The organism is Xanthomonas pisi DSM 18956 (assembly GCF_001010415.1).
In the GTDB taxonomy this organism is placed as follows: Bacteria; Pseudomonadota; Gammaproteobacteria; order Xanthomonadales; family Xanthomonadaceae; genus Xanthomonas; species Xanthomonas pisi.
Genome location: NZ_JPLE01000035.1, coordinates 11,836 through 26,709 on the forward strand (window position 1 = coordinate 11,836; position 14,874 = coordinate 26,709).

Annotated in this window: 14 protein-coding genes, 1 other RNA gene and 1 pseudogene; 2 read left to right on the forward strand and 14 right to left on the reverse strand. The window is 65.4% G+C overall.

Translation table 11 applies throughout. From position 1 onward, the window contains the following. Positions 1-300: 300 nt before the first annotated feature. The 5 genes and pseudogenes from lpxK to Y887_RS09395 form a co-directional block, all read right to left on the reverse strand. Positions 301-1,338, reverse strand: a complete 1,038-nt coding sequence (gene lpxK, locus Y887_RS09375; protein WP_046964073.1) for a tetraacyldisaccharide 4'-kinase — start codon at positions 1,336-1,338, stop codon at positions 301-303. Further along, positions 1,335-3,104 carry a lipid A export permease/ATP-binding protein MsbA gene (gene msbA / locus Y887_RS09380; RefSeq protein ID WP_046964074.1) on the reverse strand — a complete coding sequence of 590 codons (1,770 nt, stop codon included), beginning with the start codon at positions 3,102-3,104 and terminating at the stop codon, positions 1,335-1,337. The genes lpxK and msbA overlap by 4 nt, the downstream gene beginning before the upstream one ends. Further along, positions 3,101-3,556 (reverse strand): ExbD/TolR family protein, encoded by a 456-nt coding sequence (locus Y887_RS09385; RefSeq protein WP_046964075.1) that lies wholly within the window; start codon positions 3,554-3,556, stop codon positions 3,101-3,103. The genes msbA and Y887_RS09385 overlap by 4 nt, the downstream gene beginning before the upstream one ends. 3 nt (positions 3,557-3,559) lie before the next feature. Then, complete coding sequence (locus Y887_RS09390; protein ID WP_046964076.1) at positions 3,560-4,222, reverse strand: MotA/TolQ/ExbB proton channel family protein; 663 nt, start codon at positions 4,220-4,222, stop codon at positions 3,560-3,562. Then, positions 4,116-6,647, reverse strand: a pseudogene (locus Y887_RS09395) (DNA internalization-related competence protein ComEC/Rec2); the annotation flags it as partial. The gene Y887_RS09390 and the pseudogene Y887_RS09395, both read right to left, overlap by 107 nt. Before the next feature lie 399 nt (positions 6,648-7,046). Between Y887_RS09395 and Y887_RS09400 the strand changes: the two are divergent. Then, on the forward strand, positions 7,047-8,111 hold the full coding sequence (locus tag Y887_RS09400; protein ID WP_046964077.1) for an SDR family oxidoreductase: 1,065 nt from the start codon (positions 7,047-7,049) through the stop codon (positions 8,109-8,111). A gap of 134 nt (positions 8,112-8,245) precedes the next feature. Further along, a non-coding RNA gene (locus tag Y887_RS18960) (sX9 sRNA) lies at positions 8,246-8,322 on the forward strand. Between the two features lie 147 nt (positions 8,323-8,469). Here Y887_RS18960 and lolD read toward each other — a convergent pair. From lolD to sdhC, 9 genes are all read right to left on the reverse strand, one after another. Next, positions 8,470-9,204 (reverse strand): lipoprotein-releasing ABC transporter ATP-binding protein LolD, encoded by a 735-nt coding sequence (lolD, locus tag Y887_RS09405; RefSeq protein WP_046964078.1) that lies wholly within the window; start codon positions 9,202-9,204, stop codon positions 8,470-8,472. Then, positions 9,197-10,438: a lipoprotein-releasing ABC transporter permease subunit gene (locus Y887_RS09410; protein ID WP_046964128.1), complete on the reverse strand. Its 1,242-nt coding sequence runs from the start codon at positions 10,436-10,438 to the stop codon at positions 9,197-9,199. Before Y887_RS09410 ends, lolD begins: the two co-directional genes overlap by 8 nt. Positions 10,439-10,461: 23 nt before the next feature. Continuing rightward, positions 10,462-10,914: a hypothetical protein gene (locus Y887_RS09415; protein WP_084725991.1), complete on the reverse strand. Its 453-nt coding sequence runs from the start codon at positions 10,912-10,914 to the stop codon at positions 10,462-10,464. Beyond that, the gene (locus Y887_RS09420) at positions 10,865-11,113 is read right to left on the reverse strand and encodes an FAD assembly factor SdhE (protein WP_046964079.1); all 249 of its coding nucleotides are present in this window, start codon (positions 11,111-11,113) and stop codon (positions 10,865-10,867) included. Before Y887_RS09420 ends, Y887_RS09415 begins: the two co-directional genes overlap by 50 nt. Before the next feature lie 112 nt (positions 11,114-11,225). Then, on the reverse strand, positions 11,226-12,008 hold the full coding sequence (locus Y887_RS09425) for a succinate dehydrogenase iron-sulfur subunit (RefSeq protein WP_046964080.1): 783 nt from the start codon (positions 12,006-12,008) through the stop codon (positions 11,226-11,228). A gap of 16 nt (positions 12,009-12,024) precedes the next feature. Then, positions 12,025-12,234, reverse strand: a complete 210-nt coding sequence (locus tag Y887_RS18965; protein WP_084725992.1) for a hypothetical protein — start codon at positions 12,232-12,234, stop codon at positions 12,025-12,027. Between the two features lie 3 nt (positions 12,235-12,237). Further along, positions 12,238-14,028 (reverse strand): succinate dehydrogenase flavoprotein subunit, encoded by a 1,791-nt coding sequence (sdhA, locus tag Y887_RS09435; RefSeq protein ID WP_005995652.1) that lies wholly within the window; start codon positions 14,026-14,028, stop codon positions 12,238-12,240. 34 nt (positions 14,029-14,062) lie between these two features. Then, positions 14,063-14,449, reverse strand: a complete 387-nt coding sequence (gene sdhD / locus Y887_RS09440) for a succinate dehydrogenase, hydrophobic membrane anchor protein (protein WP_046964082.1) — start codon at positions 14,447-14,449, stop codon at positions 14,063-14,065. Next, on the reverse strand, positions 14,446-14,838 hold the full coding sequence (gene sdhC, locus Y887_RS09445) for a succinate dehydrogenase, cytochrome b556 subunit (protein ID WP_046964083.1): 393 nt from the start codon (positions 14,836-14,838) through the stop codon (positions 14,446-14,448). Before sdhC ends, sdhD begins: the two co-directional genes overlap by 4 nt. Positions 14,839-14,874 lie beyond the last annotated feature (36 nt).

Sequence of the window (14,874 nt, forward strand, 5' to 3'; positions counted from 1 at the left end):
TTGGATCGGCAGCATCGCGTGTCGATCGTGGCGTTGCGACGGATCGCAGCAGTTGCAGCAGTTGCAGCAGTTGCAGCGGCACAGCATGGCGCCGGTGTCGTGTAGCGGCTGTCGCCGGCGCGACTGTGCGAGAACGCTGAGGTCGTCGACGTATCGGCGCCACGCGCGACGGCGGAGTGTCTCTGCAAACCGGTTGCGACCCAGCCTAAAGCGGTATCCCGCATCCAGCCAGCCTCAAAAGGATGAGGTGCAACCGAGGCGTTCGCGGGCAGCACCTGCGCGCGCAACAAGCCGCCAGGATCAAACGCCCTGCCGGCTGGCCAACTTGTCCAACCGATCCAGCAGGCTCACCCAAAATGCAGCCGGCAACTCCGCCTTGAGCGGCACGCTGTACAGCCATTCGTCGGCGAAAGGACGGCACTTCACCGCGTCCTTTTCGGTCATCAACACCGGCAGGCGGCTGCCGAAACTGAAATCTGCAGCGCGATACACGTGATGATCGGGAAAGGCATGCGGCACGACGCCGATGCCGCGCGCACGCAGCATGGCGAAGAAGCGCTCCGGGTGTGCGATACCGGCCACCGCATGCACGCGCTGCCCGGCCAGCATGCTCAGGGGTTGCGCCCGTTTGCCGTCCATCGGCTGCACGCTGTCGATGCTCAGGCGCATCTGCCATTCGCCGAAACCGGCATCGTCCGTGGTCTGTGCGGTGGGTGTGGCGCTGGCCTGCCCGAGATTGACCACGCGGAAATCGCAATCGCGCGCGCGCGCGGCCGGTTCGCGTAGCGGCCCGGCCGGTAGCAGGCGGCCATTGCCATAGCGGCGCTGGCCGTCGACCACCTCGATTTCCACGTCGCGTGCCAGCCGATAATGCTGCAAGCCATCATCGCAGACGACGATGTCGCAACCGGCCTCGACCAGCGCTCGCGCAGCGGCGACGCGGTCGCTGTCCACGCGGACGCGTGCGCCGGTTTTCCAGGCGATCAACACCGGCTCGTCACCACCGAGCGCCACCGCCGTGTCTGCGTCCACCCATCGCGCAGTGCCGGAGTCATCACGGCCATAGCCGCGGCTGGCAACGCCAGGCGTCCAGCCGGCTTCCTGCAGTTTGGACACCAGTGCGATGGTCAGAGGGGTCTTGCCGGTGCCCCCCGCCGTCACGTTGCCGACCACGATCACCGGTACCGGCACGCCATGCCGTTTACGCCAGCCGCGGCGGTACAGGCTACGCCGCAGCGCGATGGCAGCGCCGTAGATCGGTGCCAGCACGCGTGCAGGCAGCGGAATCGGCGCGTTGTCGTACCAATAGCCCGGCGTACGGGCGCCACGCTTGCTCATGCCTGCCGTTCGCGAAACTGCATGCCGTGCAGATGCGAATACAACCCGCCCTGCGCCAGCAACTCGGTATGGGTACCACGCTCGACGATGCGGCCCTGGTCCATCACCAGCACCTGGTCGGCATGCTCGATGGTGGACAGGCGGTGCGCGATCACCAGCGTGGTGCGATCCGGCATCAGCTTGTGCAAGGCGTCCTGCACCAGTCGCTCCGACTCGTTGTCCAGTGCGGCGGTGGCTTCGTCCAGGATCAAGATCGGCGCGTCCTTGAGCATGGCACGCGCGATCGCCAGGCGCTGCCGCTGCCCGCCGGACAGCCGCCCGCCCTTGGTGCCGACGTGCGATTGCAGGCCCTCGGGCAGTTGCGCCACGAACTCCATCGCATTGGCGCCCAGGATCGCGCGCTCCAGTTGGCCGGCATCTGCGGTGCGCATTTCGCCATAGGCGACGTTGTCGGCGATGCTGCCGTCGAACAGCATCACCTGCTGGCCGACCAGCGCGATCTGCCGGCGCAGATCGGCCAGCGCGTACGCCTGCACCGGATGTCCGTCGAGCAGAATCTGCCCGGACTCTGCTTCATAGAAGCGCGGGATCAACTTGATCAGGCTGGACTTGCCGCTGCCGGAGCGTCCGACGATCGCGGTCACCGTGCCGGGTTGCGCCACGAAACTGACCTCGGCCAGGGCCGGATTCACCTGGCCTGGGTAACGGGCGGTGACATCGCGGAACTCGATCAGGCCCTTGGCACGCGTCAGCGGCACTGAGCCTTGATCCGGCTCGTCGGGGCTGTCGAGCACCGAGAACAGGCGCTCGGCCGAGGCCAGGCCGCGCTGCACCATGTTCTGCACATTGGTGAGCTGCTTGAGGCCTGGAATGATCGTCAGCATCGAGGTCATCAACACCACGAAGTCGCCCGCGGTCAGGCGCCCGGCCAAGGCCTGCGCACCGGCCACGAACAGCAGCGCCGACAGCCCGATCGCGCCGATCATCTGCACGGTGGCGGTGGAAATGCCGCGGGTGGATTCGACCTTCATCGCCAGCCGCAGGTTACGGTCGGCCAGCGCCCCGTAGCGTTCCATTTCGGTCTGCTGGGCGCCGTAGATCTTGACCTCCTGGTGGCTGGACAAGGTCTGGTCGGCGGCCTGCAACAGATGCGCGCCGCTCTCCTGAATGCTGTGGCTGATGCGCCGATAGCGCCGCGCCACCTTGTCCATCACCCAGGCCAGCACCGGTGCCAGTACCACGATGGTGAGCGTGACCTGCCAGCTATGCCACAGCATCAGCGCCAGTGCGCCGATCACTTGCAGTGACTGCTGGATCATCACCTTGACCGCATCCACCGCGGCCTGTGCGACTTGATCCGAATCCGATCCCAGGCGTATCAACATCGAGGGCACCGGCTCGGAATCGAAGCGCGAGCCCGGCAGACGCAAATACTTGGACATCACCTTGACGCGCAGATCGCGCGCAATGCTGCGTGCGGATTTGCCCATCGCCATGTCGGTGACATAGCCGGCGACGCCACGCACCACGAACAGCAGGATGATCTGCACCGGCAGCCAGCGGCTGACTTCGGCGTTCTTGTAGATGAAGGTCTCGTCGGTGATCGGCTTCATCAAGGCCAGGAAGCCGGTGGTGCCTGCCGCTTCGACCAACGCGGCAATCAGCGCGGCGATCAGCAACAGCCGATACGGCTTGGCGAAGCCCAACAGGCGACGGTACGTGCGCCAGGACGAGACTGGCGCCGGGCGGTCGTTGATGGTGGTCACTGGCGGGTTCCGTTCTTGCTTGTCTTGCCGGCAGTGCCGGTCTGGGGCGCGGTCGCAATGGCGATACGCCGGAAGCCGAGCTGCCCCAACGCATCCTGCGCGGTGACGACGGCCTGATACGGCGTACGCGCATCGGCACGCATCAGCACCGTCTGCTCGCGGTCGTCGCCGGCGATCTGGGCGATGGTCTGCTTCAGCGACTCCACATCTGCGCGCAGGACTTCCTGGTCGTTGATGAAGTAATGCCCGTCGGCATTGACCAGCACGCTGAGCGAACGCGGCGGCGCGCTGGTGTTCTGGTCACTGGCAGTCGGCAATTGCAGCTGCAGCGTGGAGCGTGCGTCGAAGGTCGTGGTCACCACGAAGAAGATGATGAGGACGAGAATGACGTCAATCAATGGCACCAGGTCGATATGCGGCTCGTCCTGGCTTCGGTCGCTGCCGATGCGCATCCGTCAGCCCTTTGCCATGACAGGCTTGCTGCCCGACGCTGCCGGCGCCGCCGCTACAGGCGCCCCGCGGCCATCCATGGTGTCCAGCAGCAGCGTGGCTTCCTGTTCCATCTCGATGATGTAACCGGCAATGCGCCCCTTGAAGAAGCGATGCGCCATCAGCGCGGGCACCGCGATGATCATGCCGGTGGCGGTGCACACCAGCGCCTTGCCGATGCCACCGGCCAACTGGTTCACATCGCCCACGCCGTGATCGAGGATGCCCAGGAACATCTGGATCATGCCGACCACCGTGCCGAGCAACCCCAGCAGCGGACCGGCCGAGGCGATGGTGCCCAGCGCGTTCAGGTAGCGCTCCATGCGGTGCACCACGTGGCGACCGGTGTCTTCGATGCGTTCACGCACCAGATCGCGCGGACGGCCGCGCACATCCAGTGCCGCAGCCAGCAGCGCGCCCAGCGGCGAATTGCGCCGCAGCGACTCGATGTGGGTGGGATCCAGCTTGCCGCGCGCGGCCCAGTTACGGACCTCCTCGCCCAGACCCGGCGGCGTCACCTCGTTGCGGCGCAAGGTCCACAGACGCTCCAGCACGATCGCCAGGGCGATCACACCCAGCAACAGCAACGGCACCATCGGCCAACCGCCCGCCTTGACCAGCTCCAACACGATTCGATTCCTCCGGCGACGCGGCCGCCTATTCGCTGGCCGATAGGATAGCAGTCGACCGCCGCCGTTCCGCAGCATCCCAAAGACGCGGCTGCCAACGCCGTCGCTCGCGCAGCTGCAGGCCGTCCGCGCCGAGCCAGACCCTGATCGCACCGGACTGGGCAGTGTCGAGCAATTCGGCTCCGCTGCCCTGCCAGCGCTGGACCACCTGCGCGCGGGGGTGGCCAAAACGGTTGCCGTACCCGGAGGAGACCAGCGCCAGCTGCGCTCCGGTGGCGGCAATGAAAGCGGCGTGCGAGCCGTCTGCGCTGCCATGATGCGGGACCACCACCACCTCGGCACGCAGCCTTGCAACCTGCTCGCGCATCAGTCGACGCTCGATGAGCTCGTCGATATCCCCAGGCAACAGCGCACTGGCATGCTGCGTCTGGACCCGCAGCACGCAACTGGATTGGTTGCGCAGGTACGGAAAATCCGCAGCCGGATGCAGAAAGCGAAAGCGCACGCCATCCCACTCCCACTGCCGGCCGGCCTGGCAGCGCGAGCTGACATCCAGTGGCGCGCCTGGCGGTGCAGCCGTCATCGCCACCGGTAACCCCGCGCGCACCGCTGCGTAGCCGCCGGCATGGTCGGCATCGGCATGACTGAGCACCAGTGCATCCAGCTGACGCACCCCAAGCGCACGCAGGGCAGGCAGCACCACGCGCTCGCCGGCATCGAACCCATCGCGTACTGCCGGGCCGGTGTCGAACAGCAGCGCATGCCGCTGCGTGCGCACCAGCACTGCCAGACCCTGCCCGACATCCAGCACCTGCAGGTCGGCTTCGCCAGCGCCGGGCAAGGCACGATCCGGCCATAGCAGCGGAAGCCACAGCAGCATCGCAACGGCCTTGCCCGGGGTGCCTCGCGGCAGCAATAGCCAGAACGCGCCCAGCAACGCTGCAATCAGCGCAATCGCATCGGATTCGGGCACCCACCACAACGCCAGCGTGGTCTGCCCAAGCCAGACGAACCCCGGCCAGGTCAGCTCGAAGCACCAGCCGGCCAACTGCCACGCCCAGGCGCCCGCACCGGCGTGCAAGGCTTCAAGCGCTGTTCCCAGCAGGCACAGCGGCACCACGACAAAGGTCCACCAGGGGATGGCGACAAGATTGGCCAACGGCCCCACCAGCGATGCCTGCCCGAACAAGCTGACCGTCAGCGGCAGCAAGCCGACGGTGGCGACGGTCTGCGCAGACAGGAAGCCGCGCAGGATGCTGCGGTCATCTGCGGGCAGGCACCACACCAGCCAGGCGACACCGGCAAAACTGAGCCAGAAGCCTGCCACCAGCACGCTCAATGGGTCCCATGCCAGCACGGCAAGCAGCGCCAGCGCGAGAATCTGCGCGGTCGTGGCGCGTCGCCGCGCGAGCCGCGCCAGCGCGACGACGGCGATCATCAGCACGGTGCGTACGGTGGGCAACGCCAACCCTGCCAATACCGCGTACGAAGCGGCACCGAGCAGCGCGGCGATGGCTGCAGCATGCACGCGCGGCAGCACCAGACCCAGGCCGGGCCGCCATCGCCACACGCCGGCCACCGTCAGTGCAAAGAACGCGGCAACCAGGCCGACATGGAATCCGGAGATGGCGATCAAATGGCTCAGCCCGGTCGCGCGCAGGGTTGCCCATGCCGCATCGTCCAGTCCACGCGTGTCGCCCAATGCAAGTGCGCGCAGGTAAGGCGCGGAAGGGCCGGAGACCTGCTCGGCGATCCGCAGCGACATCCGGTCGCGCCAGGCATCCACGCCATGCGGAGCGACAAGCTCCCGCGCAGCGCCGAGGTCGCGTACGTACCCGGTGGCGACGATGCGCTGCGCCAACGCCTGACGTTCGGCATCGAACCCGCCCGGATTACGCAGACCGCGCGGTGCACGCAGCTTGAGCTGCAGTTGCCAATGTGCCCCCGCCCGCAGCGCGGCGCGCGGGCCGATCTGGTCGGCACCGAAGGCGTCGTACCAGGCCAGTTGCAACAGCTTGCCGCGCAGGGCCACCGGCTGCGCTCGATCGTGATCGACGCGCAACTGGAACCGCGTACGCCGTTGCTCGGCCACCGGCAGCCCGACAATGCGGCCACGCACGCTGATCTCGCGCGCTTCGTCACGCGGCAGCAATTGCGACTGCAAGGTCTCGGCCACTTGCCAGCCAGTCAGCCCGAAACCCACCGTCGCGGTTGCAAGCGCCAGCATCCACCAGGCCCGCCGCGGCCGCAGCCACAGGGCGAGCGCGTTGCCGAGCACGCCCGCCAACAGACAGGCGGCATACAGCGCTTGCGGCAACAGCACCGGCGACCACGCACAAACGACCACGCCCAGCAGCAACGCGCCTGCGACCGGCACTGCCGATGCAAGCCGCGGCAATGGCGCTGCGTGATCTGACACATCCATGTTGCCGCTCAATCCCGATCGTCCTGATCCCAAGAGCAACGCTAAACCAACCGGCGGCTTGGCGGCAGCGGTGGTTTGCGCACAAGAGGGTCAGAAGAGACCAGATTTAATGTAGCGCGATCTGCTGTAGCGCGTTGCCGACATGCCGCTATTAGATGCGCATGCGCAACGCTGACGCCGGTTTTCGGCCAGGACCATCAGCGATGAAACTCGTGGTCAGCTTGATCGAACCCCGCACATCCCTTTAGTCGAGCCGAACGAGTAAAACCGCGTAGAACGATGCAACGTGGCCAATGCAACAATCGCCAGATCAGCCCAGCAAATCGCACGGCGCCGCATTCGCCCCGATTTCATGGCCGAGCGATTATGTTCGACGCTGTCTCTGAGGAGTTCCCCCACATGCGTAAAGGCATTGCATTGATTGTCGGCGTGACCGGCATCTCCGGCTACAACCTGGCCAACGTGCTGGTAGCCGATGGCTGGACTGTTTACGGCCTGGCGCGCCGCCCGCTGCAGCACGACGGCGTCATTCCTGTCGCTGCCGATCTGCTGGACGCCGACAACACCAACAACGCGTTGCGCGGCCTGCCGATTACCCACGTGTTTTTCTGTACATGGACGCGTCGCGACACCGAACGCGAGAACGTCGAGGCCAACGGCGCGATGATGCGGCACCTGTGCGATGCGTTGAGCGACGCGCCGCTGCAGCACATGGCGCTGGTCACCGGCACCAAGCATTATCTGGGCGCGTTCGAAAACTACGGCAGCGGCAAGGCCGAAACGCCGTTCCGCGAGAGCGAGCCGCGCCAGCCGGGCGAAAACTTCTACTACACGCTCGAAGACCTGCTGTTTGCGCACGCGCAACGGCACGGTTTCGGATGGAGCGTGCATCGCTCGCACACCATGATCGGCATGGCCAACGGCAGCAATGCGATGAACATGGGCGTGACGCTGGCTGTGTACGCGTCGTTGTGCAAGCACACCGGTCAGCCGTTTGTGTTCCCCGGCTCGCAAGCGCAATGGAACAGCCTCACCGATCTCACCGATGCCGGCCTGCTTGGCAAGCAGCTAGCATGGGCAGGCCTGAGTCCGGCAGCACGCAATCAGGCCTTCAACACCGTCAACGGCGATGTGTTCCGCTGGCGCTGGATGTGGGGCGAGATTGCAGCGTTCTTCGGCCTCGATGCCGCCCCCTGCCCCGACACGCCGCAGCCACTGGAAGCGCGCCTGACCGAGACCGCGCCAGCACTGTGGGCCGAGCTGGCCGCGCAGCACACGCTGGTCGAGTCGGACGTCAATCGCCTGGCCTCGTGGTGGCACACCGATGCCGACCTCGGACGCGAGATCGAGTGCGTCAACGACATGACCAAGAGCCGCGAACTGGGCTTTCTGGACTTCTACGACAGCCGCGCTTCGTTCTTCGAGTTGTTCACCCGGTTGCGGGCACTGCGCATCATTCCCTGACCGCAGCCAACGCGTCGCTGCAGGTCGCACCGGCCTGCAGCGATGTGGATAAGCATGGAACCCAGAGGTTGAGAGCCGCCCGAAAACACGATTGTGCTCACCGCCGGGCGGACGCTGCCGATGCTCGGTGCCGCATGACCACGCGTTCACTGCGGTTCCGAGCGCGCCGCCCATGCCCTACCTGGCAACGGCTCGCCACGTTGCGTTAGCCGTTCCTGGAACTGCGCCCTGGGATTGCACCACGGCAGCGACGCACCGGGCTGCGGCGCCGCGCTGCGCACCCCGCCCGCAGCGCCATGTCGCGAGAGATCCGTTTCATTGCGCAACGCGACCGGCACCCCGATCGCGTCGCAGGCACTCACACGGCCGAGGGCGCCAACTTGCGCAGCTTGCCTTGATGCAGCTCCAGCACCCGATCCAGGCGACGCGCCAGGCTACGGTCGTGAGTGACCAACACAAGGCTGGTACGCTGCGCACGATTGAGTTCCAGCATCAGTTCGAACACCGTGCCGGCGGTCTTGTCGTCGAGATTGCCGGTGGGCTCGTCGCCCAGCACGCACCCCGGCTTGTTCACCAGTGCACGCGCCACCGCACAGCGCTGACGCTCGCCGCCCGACAGTTCGCTGGGCTTGTGCTCGATGCGATGGCCGAGCCCGACCGATTCCAGCAACTGCAATGCCTGTCCACGCGCCACCGCCACATCCTTGCCCGACAGCAGCACCGGCATCATCACGTTTTCCAGCGCGGTGAATTCAGGCAGCAGATGATGGAACTGGTACACGAAGCCCAACGCCTGGTTTCGCAACCTGCCGCGCTCGCCATCGGACAGCGCCGACATGCGCTGGCCTGCGACATACACCTCGCCCGAGGTCGGAATATCCAGCCCGCCGAGCAGATGCAGCAGGGTGCTCTTGCCCGCGCCGGACGCGCCGACGATCGCGACCGTCTCGCCGGTTGCCACCGACAGATCCAGCCCATCGAACACCGGCGTGCGCATCTTGCCTTCGGCATAGGTCTTGGCCAGTGCCTCGGCCCGGATCACCACATCTGCTGGGGTTGCCTTCTGCACGCGCGATTCCCGGATCTCATTCATAACGCAACGCCTCCGCCGGCTGGGTACGCGAGGCGCGCCATGCCGGATACAAGGTCGCCAGAAAACTCATCACCAGCGCGACGACGGTGATCACCACCACGTCCTGGGTCTGCATATCGGTCGGCAACCCGGTGATGTAATACACGTCCTCGGGCAGCAACTTGACGCTGAAGATCGTCTCGATCACGCCCAGGATGCGCTCCAGATTGAGCGTCAGCACGATGCCGCCGATCACGCCCATGATCGTGCCCATGAAGCCGATCAACGAGCCCTGCACCATGAACACCTGCATCACCCCGCCGGGCGACAAGCCCAGCGTGCGCAGAATCGCGATATCGGCCTGCTTGTCGGTGACCAGCATGACCTGCGAGGACACCAGGTTGAATGCGCCCATCGCCACGATCAGCGACAGCAGGATGCCCATCACGGTCTTTTCCATCTTCAACGAGTGGTAAAGATTGGCGTTTTCCTGGGTCCAGTCGCTGACCCGGTACGGGCCATGCAACCTCACCGCCAGATCGCGCGCCACCGGCCAGGCCTGATCCATGTCGTGCAGGCGCAGCCGCACGCCGGTGACGCCGTCCATGCGCAGCACGCGCGCCAGGTCCTGCATGTTGACCACGGCCAGGCCGCGGTCGATCTCGTTATAGCCCGCCTCGAAGATTCCGCTGACGGTGAAGCGCTTGAGCCGCGGCATCGCGCCCAATGGCGTGGCCTGGGTATCGCTGAGCAGCACCACGATGCTGTCGCCCACGTCCACGCCCAGCCAGATCGCCAGTTCCTTGCCGATGACGATGTTGTAGGAGCCCGGGGTCAGGCTGTCGACCGACCCCTGCTGCATCTTCTTGGCCAGCACCGACACCTTGTTCTCTTCGGCCGGAACGATGCCACGGACGATGGCCGGCTGCTTGCGCGGGCCCTGCAGCAGCGATTCGGTTTCGATATACGGTGCGGCGCCGGCAACGCGTGGGTCGGCCATGGCGACCTCGACCGCATGCTGCCAATCGCGCATCGGCGCGCCTTCGGCGCTGACGGTGGCATGCGCTGCCATCTGCAGCAGACGGTCGCGGATTTCCTTCTGAAAACCGCTCATCACTGCCAGCGTGGTGATCAGCACGGTCACGCCCAGGGCGATGCCCAGGATCGATGCCATCGAGATAAACGAGATGAAGCCATTGCGCCGCTTGGCACGCAGGTAGCGCAAGCCGATGGCGACCGGGATAGGTTTGAACATGCGGTTCAACCGGGAAAGGGACGCTATGGTGCCACTTGCGGCCGCCCGGACGAAATCGCGTGTGCCTGCGCGGCCAGACGCAGTTCACGTCGTTGCGCTGTAGGCAGGGTATCCGGCCAGAAATGCAGGCGTTCGCGGCGCGCATCCGGCCCGGTCCACGCCACCACCGCAATCGGCCCGCGCCAGACAACCTGCAGGTTCTGCACCTGCGCGCCGTCAATGCTGGCGGGGCTCTCCCCCCAGGGCACAACCAGCTGCCGCACTGGCGAACGCAACAGCAGCCGTAGTGACCTGCCGACCGAAGCCGGCGCAACGATGGACAGCACCACAGCCGGCCAGGCCGGCATGCCGCTGCGCCAGATGGCACACAGCGCCAGCAGCACGAGAAGACTCAGTGCGCAAACGAGCCCGCGCGAAGGCCGCCACTCAAGCCGGCAAGGCGCGGATATCGGCGATGAGTGCGGCGTTGGCGACATCCGGGCAAGCCTCGTAACCCATGAACCAGCGCCACAACTTATCGTCTTCGCAATCCAGCAGCTGTAGGAAAACTGCGCGCTCGGCATCGGAAGCCTGCGCCCAACGTTGATCCAGATAGCGCCCGAACAGCTGATCCAGTTCGCGCATGCCGCGCCGGCAACGCCAGCGCAGCTTTTTCAACAAGGTCTGTTCGTCCATTCCTCTCTCCACCCCGCCTGCGGCGGGGGCGAAAACGACAGCGGCACCTGACCCAAGGGCCGGTGCCGCTGCGAACCACATCCCGCTCTCGCGAGACCTCAGTGCCCTGCGATCAGGCGCGACGGGCCATCATCAATTTCTTGATCTCGGCGATCGCCAGCGCAGGATTCAGGCCCTTCGGGCAGGTCCGTGCGCAGTTCATGATGGTGTGGCAGCGATACAACTTGAACGGGTCTTCCAGATCGTCCAGGCGCGCACCGGTGTCCTCGTCGCGCGAGTCGATGATCCAGCGGTACGCCTGCAGCAGGATTGCCGGCCCCAGGTAACGCTCGCCATTCCACCAGTAGCTCGGGCAGCTGGTCGAGCAGCACGCGCACAGGATGCATTCGTACAGGCCATCGAGCTTGCGGCGGTCTTCCGGCGACTGCAGGCGCTCGCGATCCGGCGGCGGCGGGGTCTGGGTGCGGATCCACGGCTTGATCGACGCGTACTGCGCATAGAAGTGGGTCAGATCCGGAACCAGATCCTTGATCACATCCATATGCGGCAGCGGGTAGATTGGCACTTCGGCCTTGCCGCAGGCATCGATCGCCTTGGTGCAGGCCAGCGTGTTGGTGCCGTCGATGTTCATCGCGCACGAGCCGCAGATGCCCTCGCGGCACGAACGACGGAACGCCAACGTCGGGTCGATCTCGTTCTTGATCTTGATCAGCGCGTCCAGCACCATCGGGCCGCACTTGTCGAGATCGATCTCATAGCTGTCGGTGCGCGGGTTGGCGTCGCCATCCGGATCCCAGCGGTAGACCTTGAAGGTGCGCGTGTTCTTGGCGCCCTGCGCAGGGTAATGCTTACCCTTGCCGATCTTTGAATTCTTGGGGAGGGTGAACTCTGCCATAGCTGCTCTCGTTGGCTCAGGCGATGCGCGGTGCGAACGACAGCCGCACCGTGCGCATGAAGGTAAAGACGATGGATGCCGCCACCGAAGCGGCGGTGCAGCGACCGGCGTGTTGCCGGCGCTGCTCCTGCGTGGTCGAACGTCCCGGCCGCTGCAAGCGCCTGCCGCTGCGCCAGGACAACCCGGCGACCGGCTTCGATACAGCGAGGGAGCCTTGCATGCGCATCGATCAGTAAACGCGCGGCTTCGGCGGGACGACGTCCACGTCCTTGCTCAGCGTGTACATGTGCACCGGGCGATACTCGAATTCGCACTTGCCCTTGTCGTCGACGGTGACCAGCGTGTGCTTCTGCCAGTTGACGTCGTCGCGGTCCGGGAAGTCCTCGTGCGAATGCGCGCCGCGGCTTTCCTTGCGCTGCTCGGCCGAATTGATCGTCGCCACTGCATTGAGCAGCAGGTTGTTCAACTCGTAGGTCTCGATCAGATCCGAGTTCCAGACCAGCGAGCGATCGGACACCTTGACGTCTTCGAAGGTGGCGAAGATCTCGGCCATCTTGTCCACGCCTTCCTTCAATGTCTTGCTGGTGCGGAACACTGCGGCGTCGGACTGCATGGTGCGCTGCATGTTGTCGCGGATCACCGAGGTCGGCGTGGAGCCGTTGGCATAGCGCAACTTGTCCAGCAGGCCCAGCGCCTTGTCGCAGGCATCGGACGGCAAGGTCTTGTGCGGCTGGTTGGGCTTGACCGTCTCGGCGCAGCGGTTTGCCACCGCACGGCCGAACACCACCAGATCCAGCAGCGAGTTGGATCCCAGGCGGTTGGCACCGTGCACCGACACGCAGGCCGCTTCGCCGATCGCGTACAGGCCAGGCACCACCGCATCCGGGTCGTCGCCCTGCTTGCGCACGACTTCGCCGTAGAAATTGGTCGGAATGCCGCCCATGTTGTAGTGCACCGTCGGCAGCACCGGGATCGGCTGCTTGGTCACGTCCACACCGGCAAAGATATGGGCGCTCTCGGCGATGCCGGGCAGCTTTTCGTTGATGACTTCCGGGCCGAGGTGGGTCAGGTCGAGCAGGATGTGATCCTTGTGCTCGCCGACGCCGCGGCCTTCGCGGATCTCCACGGTCATCGAACGCGACACCACGTCGCGCGAGGCCAGATCCTTGTAATGCGGTGCGTAGCGCTCCATGAAGCGCTCGCCGTTGCTGTTGCGCAGGATGCCGCCTTCGCCGCGCACGCCTTCGGTGATCAGGCAGCCCGCACCGTAGATGCCGGTGGGATGGAACTGCACGAACTCCATGTCCTGCACCGGCAGGCCGGCACGCATCACCAGACCGCCGCCATCACCGGTACAGGTGTGTGCGGAGGTTGCGCTGAAGTAGGCACGGCCGTAACCGCCGGTGGCCAGCACCACGCCGTGGGCGCGGAACAGATGCAGCGAGCCTTCGGCCATGTCCAGCGCCAGCACGCCACGGCAGACGCCTTCTTCGTCGAAGATCAGGTCCAGCGCGAAGTACTCGATCATGAAGCGCGCGTTATGCGCCAGCGATTGCTGATACAGCGTATGCAGCATGGCGTGACCGGTACGGTCGGCTGCCGCGCAGGTGCGCTGCGCCGACGGGCCTTCGCCGTACTTGGTGGTCATGCCGCCGAACGGGCGCTGATAGATCTTGCCCTCTTCGGTCCGCGAGAACGGTACGCCGTAGTGTTCCAGCTCGATGATGGCCGGAATCGCCTCGCGGCACATGTACTCGATCGCGTCCTGGTCGCCCAGCCAGTCGGAGCCTTTGATGGTGTCGTAGAAGTGGTAGCGCCAATCGTCCTCGCCCATGTTGCCGAGCGCGGCGGAGATACCGCCCTGCGCTGCGACGGTGTGCGAACGGGTCGGGAAGACCTTGGTCAGGCAAACCGTCTGCAGGCCTTTCTGGGCCAAGCCGAACGTGGCACGCAGGCCGGCGCCGCCGGCACCCACCACGACCATGTCGTACTTGTGTTCAGTGATCTTGTAAGCAGACATCTAATCTGGATTCCTGTTCTGTGTGCCCGATGACTCAGGCACCGCCCAGCGCGATGCGCGCCACTGCGAAAATGCTGACGATCGCGCCAAGCACGGCGACGAACTTCACCGTCGTCTGCAACGCCAGCGCCAGCAACGAATTGTGGATGTAGTCCTCGAGCACGACCTGCAGGCCAAGCTGCGCATGCCAGAACATCGCCACCAGGAAACCGACCAGCAGCACGGCGTTCCACGGTTTGGACACGGCGGCGACTGCAGTCATGTAGTCGGAACCGAGCAGGCTCAGCACGAACGCCACGAACCAGATCGCCAGCACGACCAGGGCTGTGGCGGTCAGCCGCTGCATCACGAAATGTTCGGTGCCGGTCTTGGCCGCGCCCAGACCGCGCACATTCTTCAACGGAGTGCGATAGCGGCTCATGCGGAAGCTCCGGTCAGGACATAGGCCCAGATCGCAGCGGTCAACACCAGGCTGGCGATCACCGATGTCCAGCTGCTGCGGATGAAGGCGGGAATGCTGAAGCCGCGGCCGAAATCCTGGACGATGTGGCGGATGCCGTTGGCCAGGTGATAGGTAAAGGCCCAGGACCATGCGAACAGGAACATCTGGCCGTACCAGGCGCCCAGCTGCTGGGTGAGGCAATGCCAGTGCTCCTCGCCGAGCATCAGCAACAGCAGCGAGACGGCGATGACCAGCGCGCCTCCGGAAAGGATGACGCCGGTGGCTCGATGCAGGATCGAGGTCGCCATCTGGATCTGCCAGCGATATACCTGCAGATGTGGAGAAGTGGGACGTTCGCGGATCGCCATTCGCTGGGCTCGTTTTCTCGGCTGGGCGGCACTAGG

Coding starts and splice junctions, on each gene's coding strand:
- lpxK (WP_046964073.1), bottom strand. CDS start 1,338: ATGAGCAAGCGTGGCGCCCGTACGCCGGGCTATTGGTACGACAACGCG.
- Y887_RS09385 (WP_046964075.1), bottom strand. CDS start 3,556: ATGCGCATCGGCAGCGACCGAAGCCAGGACGAGCCGCATATCGACCTG.
- Y887_RS09400 (WP_046964077.1), top strand. CDS start 7,047: ATGCGTAAAGGCATTGCATTGATTGTCGGCGTGACCGGCATCTCCGGC.
- lolD (WP_046964078.1), bottom strand. CDS start 9,204: ATGAATGAGATCCGGGAATCGCGCGTGCAGAAGGCAACCCCAGCAGAT.
- Y887_RS09410 (WP_046964128.1), bottom strand. CDS start 10,438: ATGTTCAAACCTATCCCGGTCGCCATCGGCTTGCGCTACCTGCGTGCC.
- Y887_RS09415 (WP_084725991.1), bottom strand. CDS start 10,914: ATGTCGCCAACGCCGCACTCATCGCCGATATCCGCGCCTTGCCGGCTT.
- Y887_RS09420 (WP_046964079.1), bottom strand. CDS start 11,113: ATGGACGAACAGACCTTGTTGAAAAAGCTGCGCTGGCGTTGCCGGCGC.
- Y887_RS09425 (WP_046964080.1), bottom strand. CDS start 12,008: ATGGCAGAGTTCACCCTCCCCAAGAATTCAAAGATCGGCAAGGGTAAG.
- Y887_RS18965 (WP_084725992.1), bottom strand. CDS start 12,234: ATGCGCATGCAAGGCTCCCTCGCTGTATCGAAGCCGGTCGCCGGGTTG.
- sdhA (WP_005995652.1), bottom strand. CDS start 14,028: ATGTCTGCTTACAAGATCACTGAACACAAGTACGACATGGTCGTGGTG.
- sdhD (WP_046964082.1), bottom strand. CDS start 14,449: ATGAGCCGCTATCGCACTCCGTTGAAGAATGTGCGCGGTCTGGGCGCG.
- sdhC (WP_046964083.1), bottom strand. CDS start 14,838: ATGGCGATCCGCGAACGTCCCACTTCTCCACATCTGCAGGTATATCGC.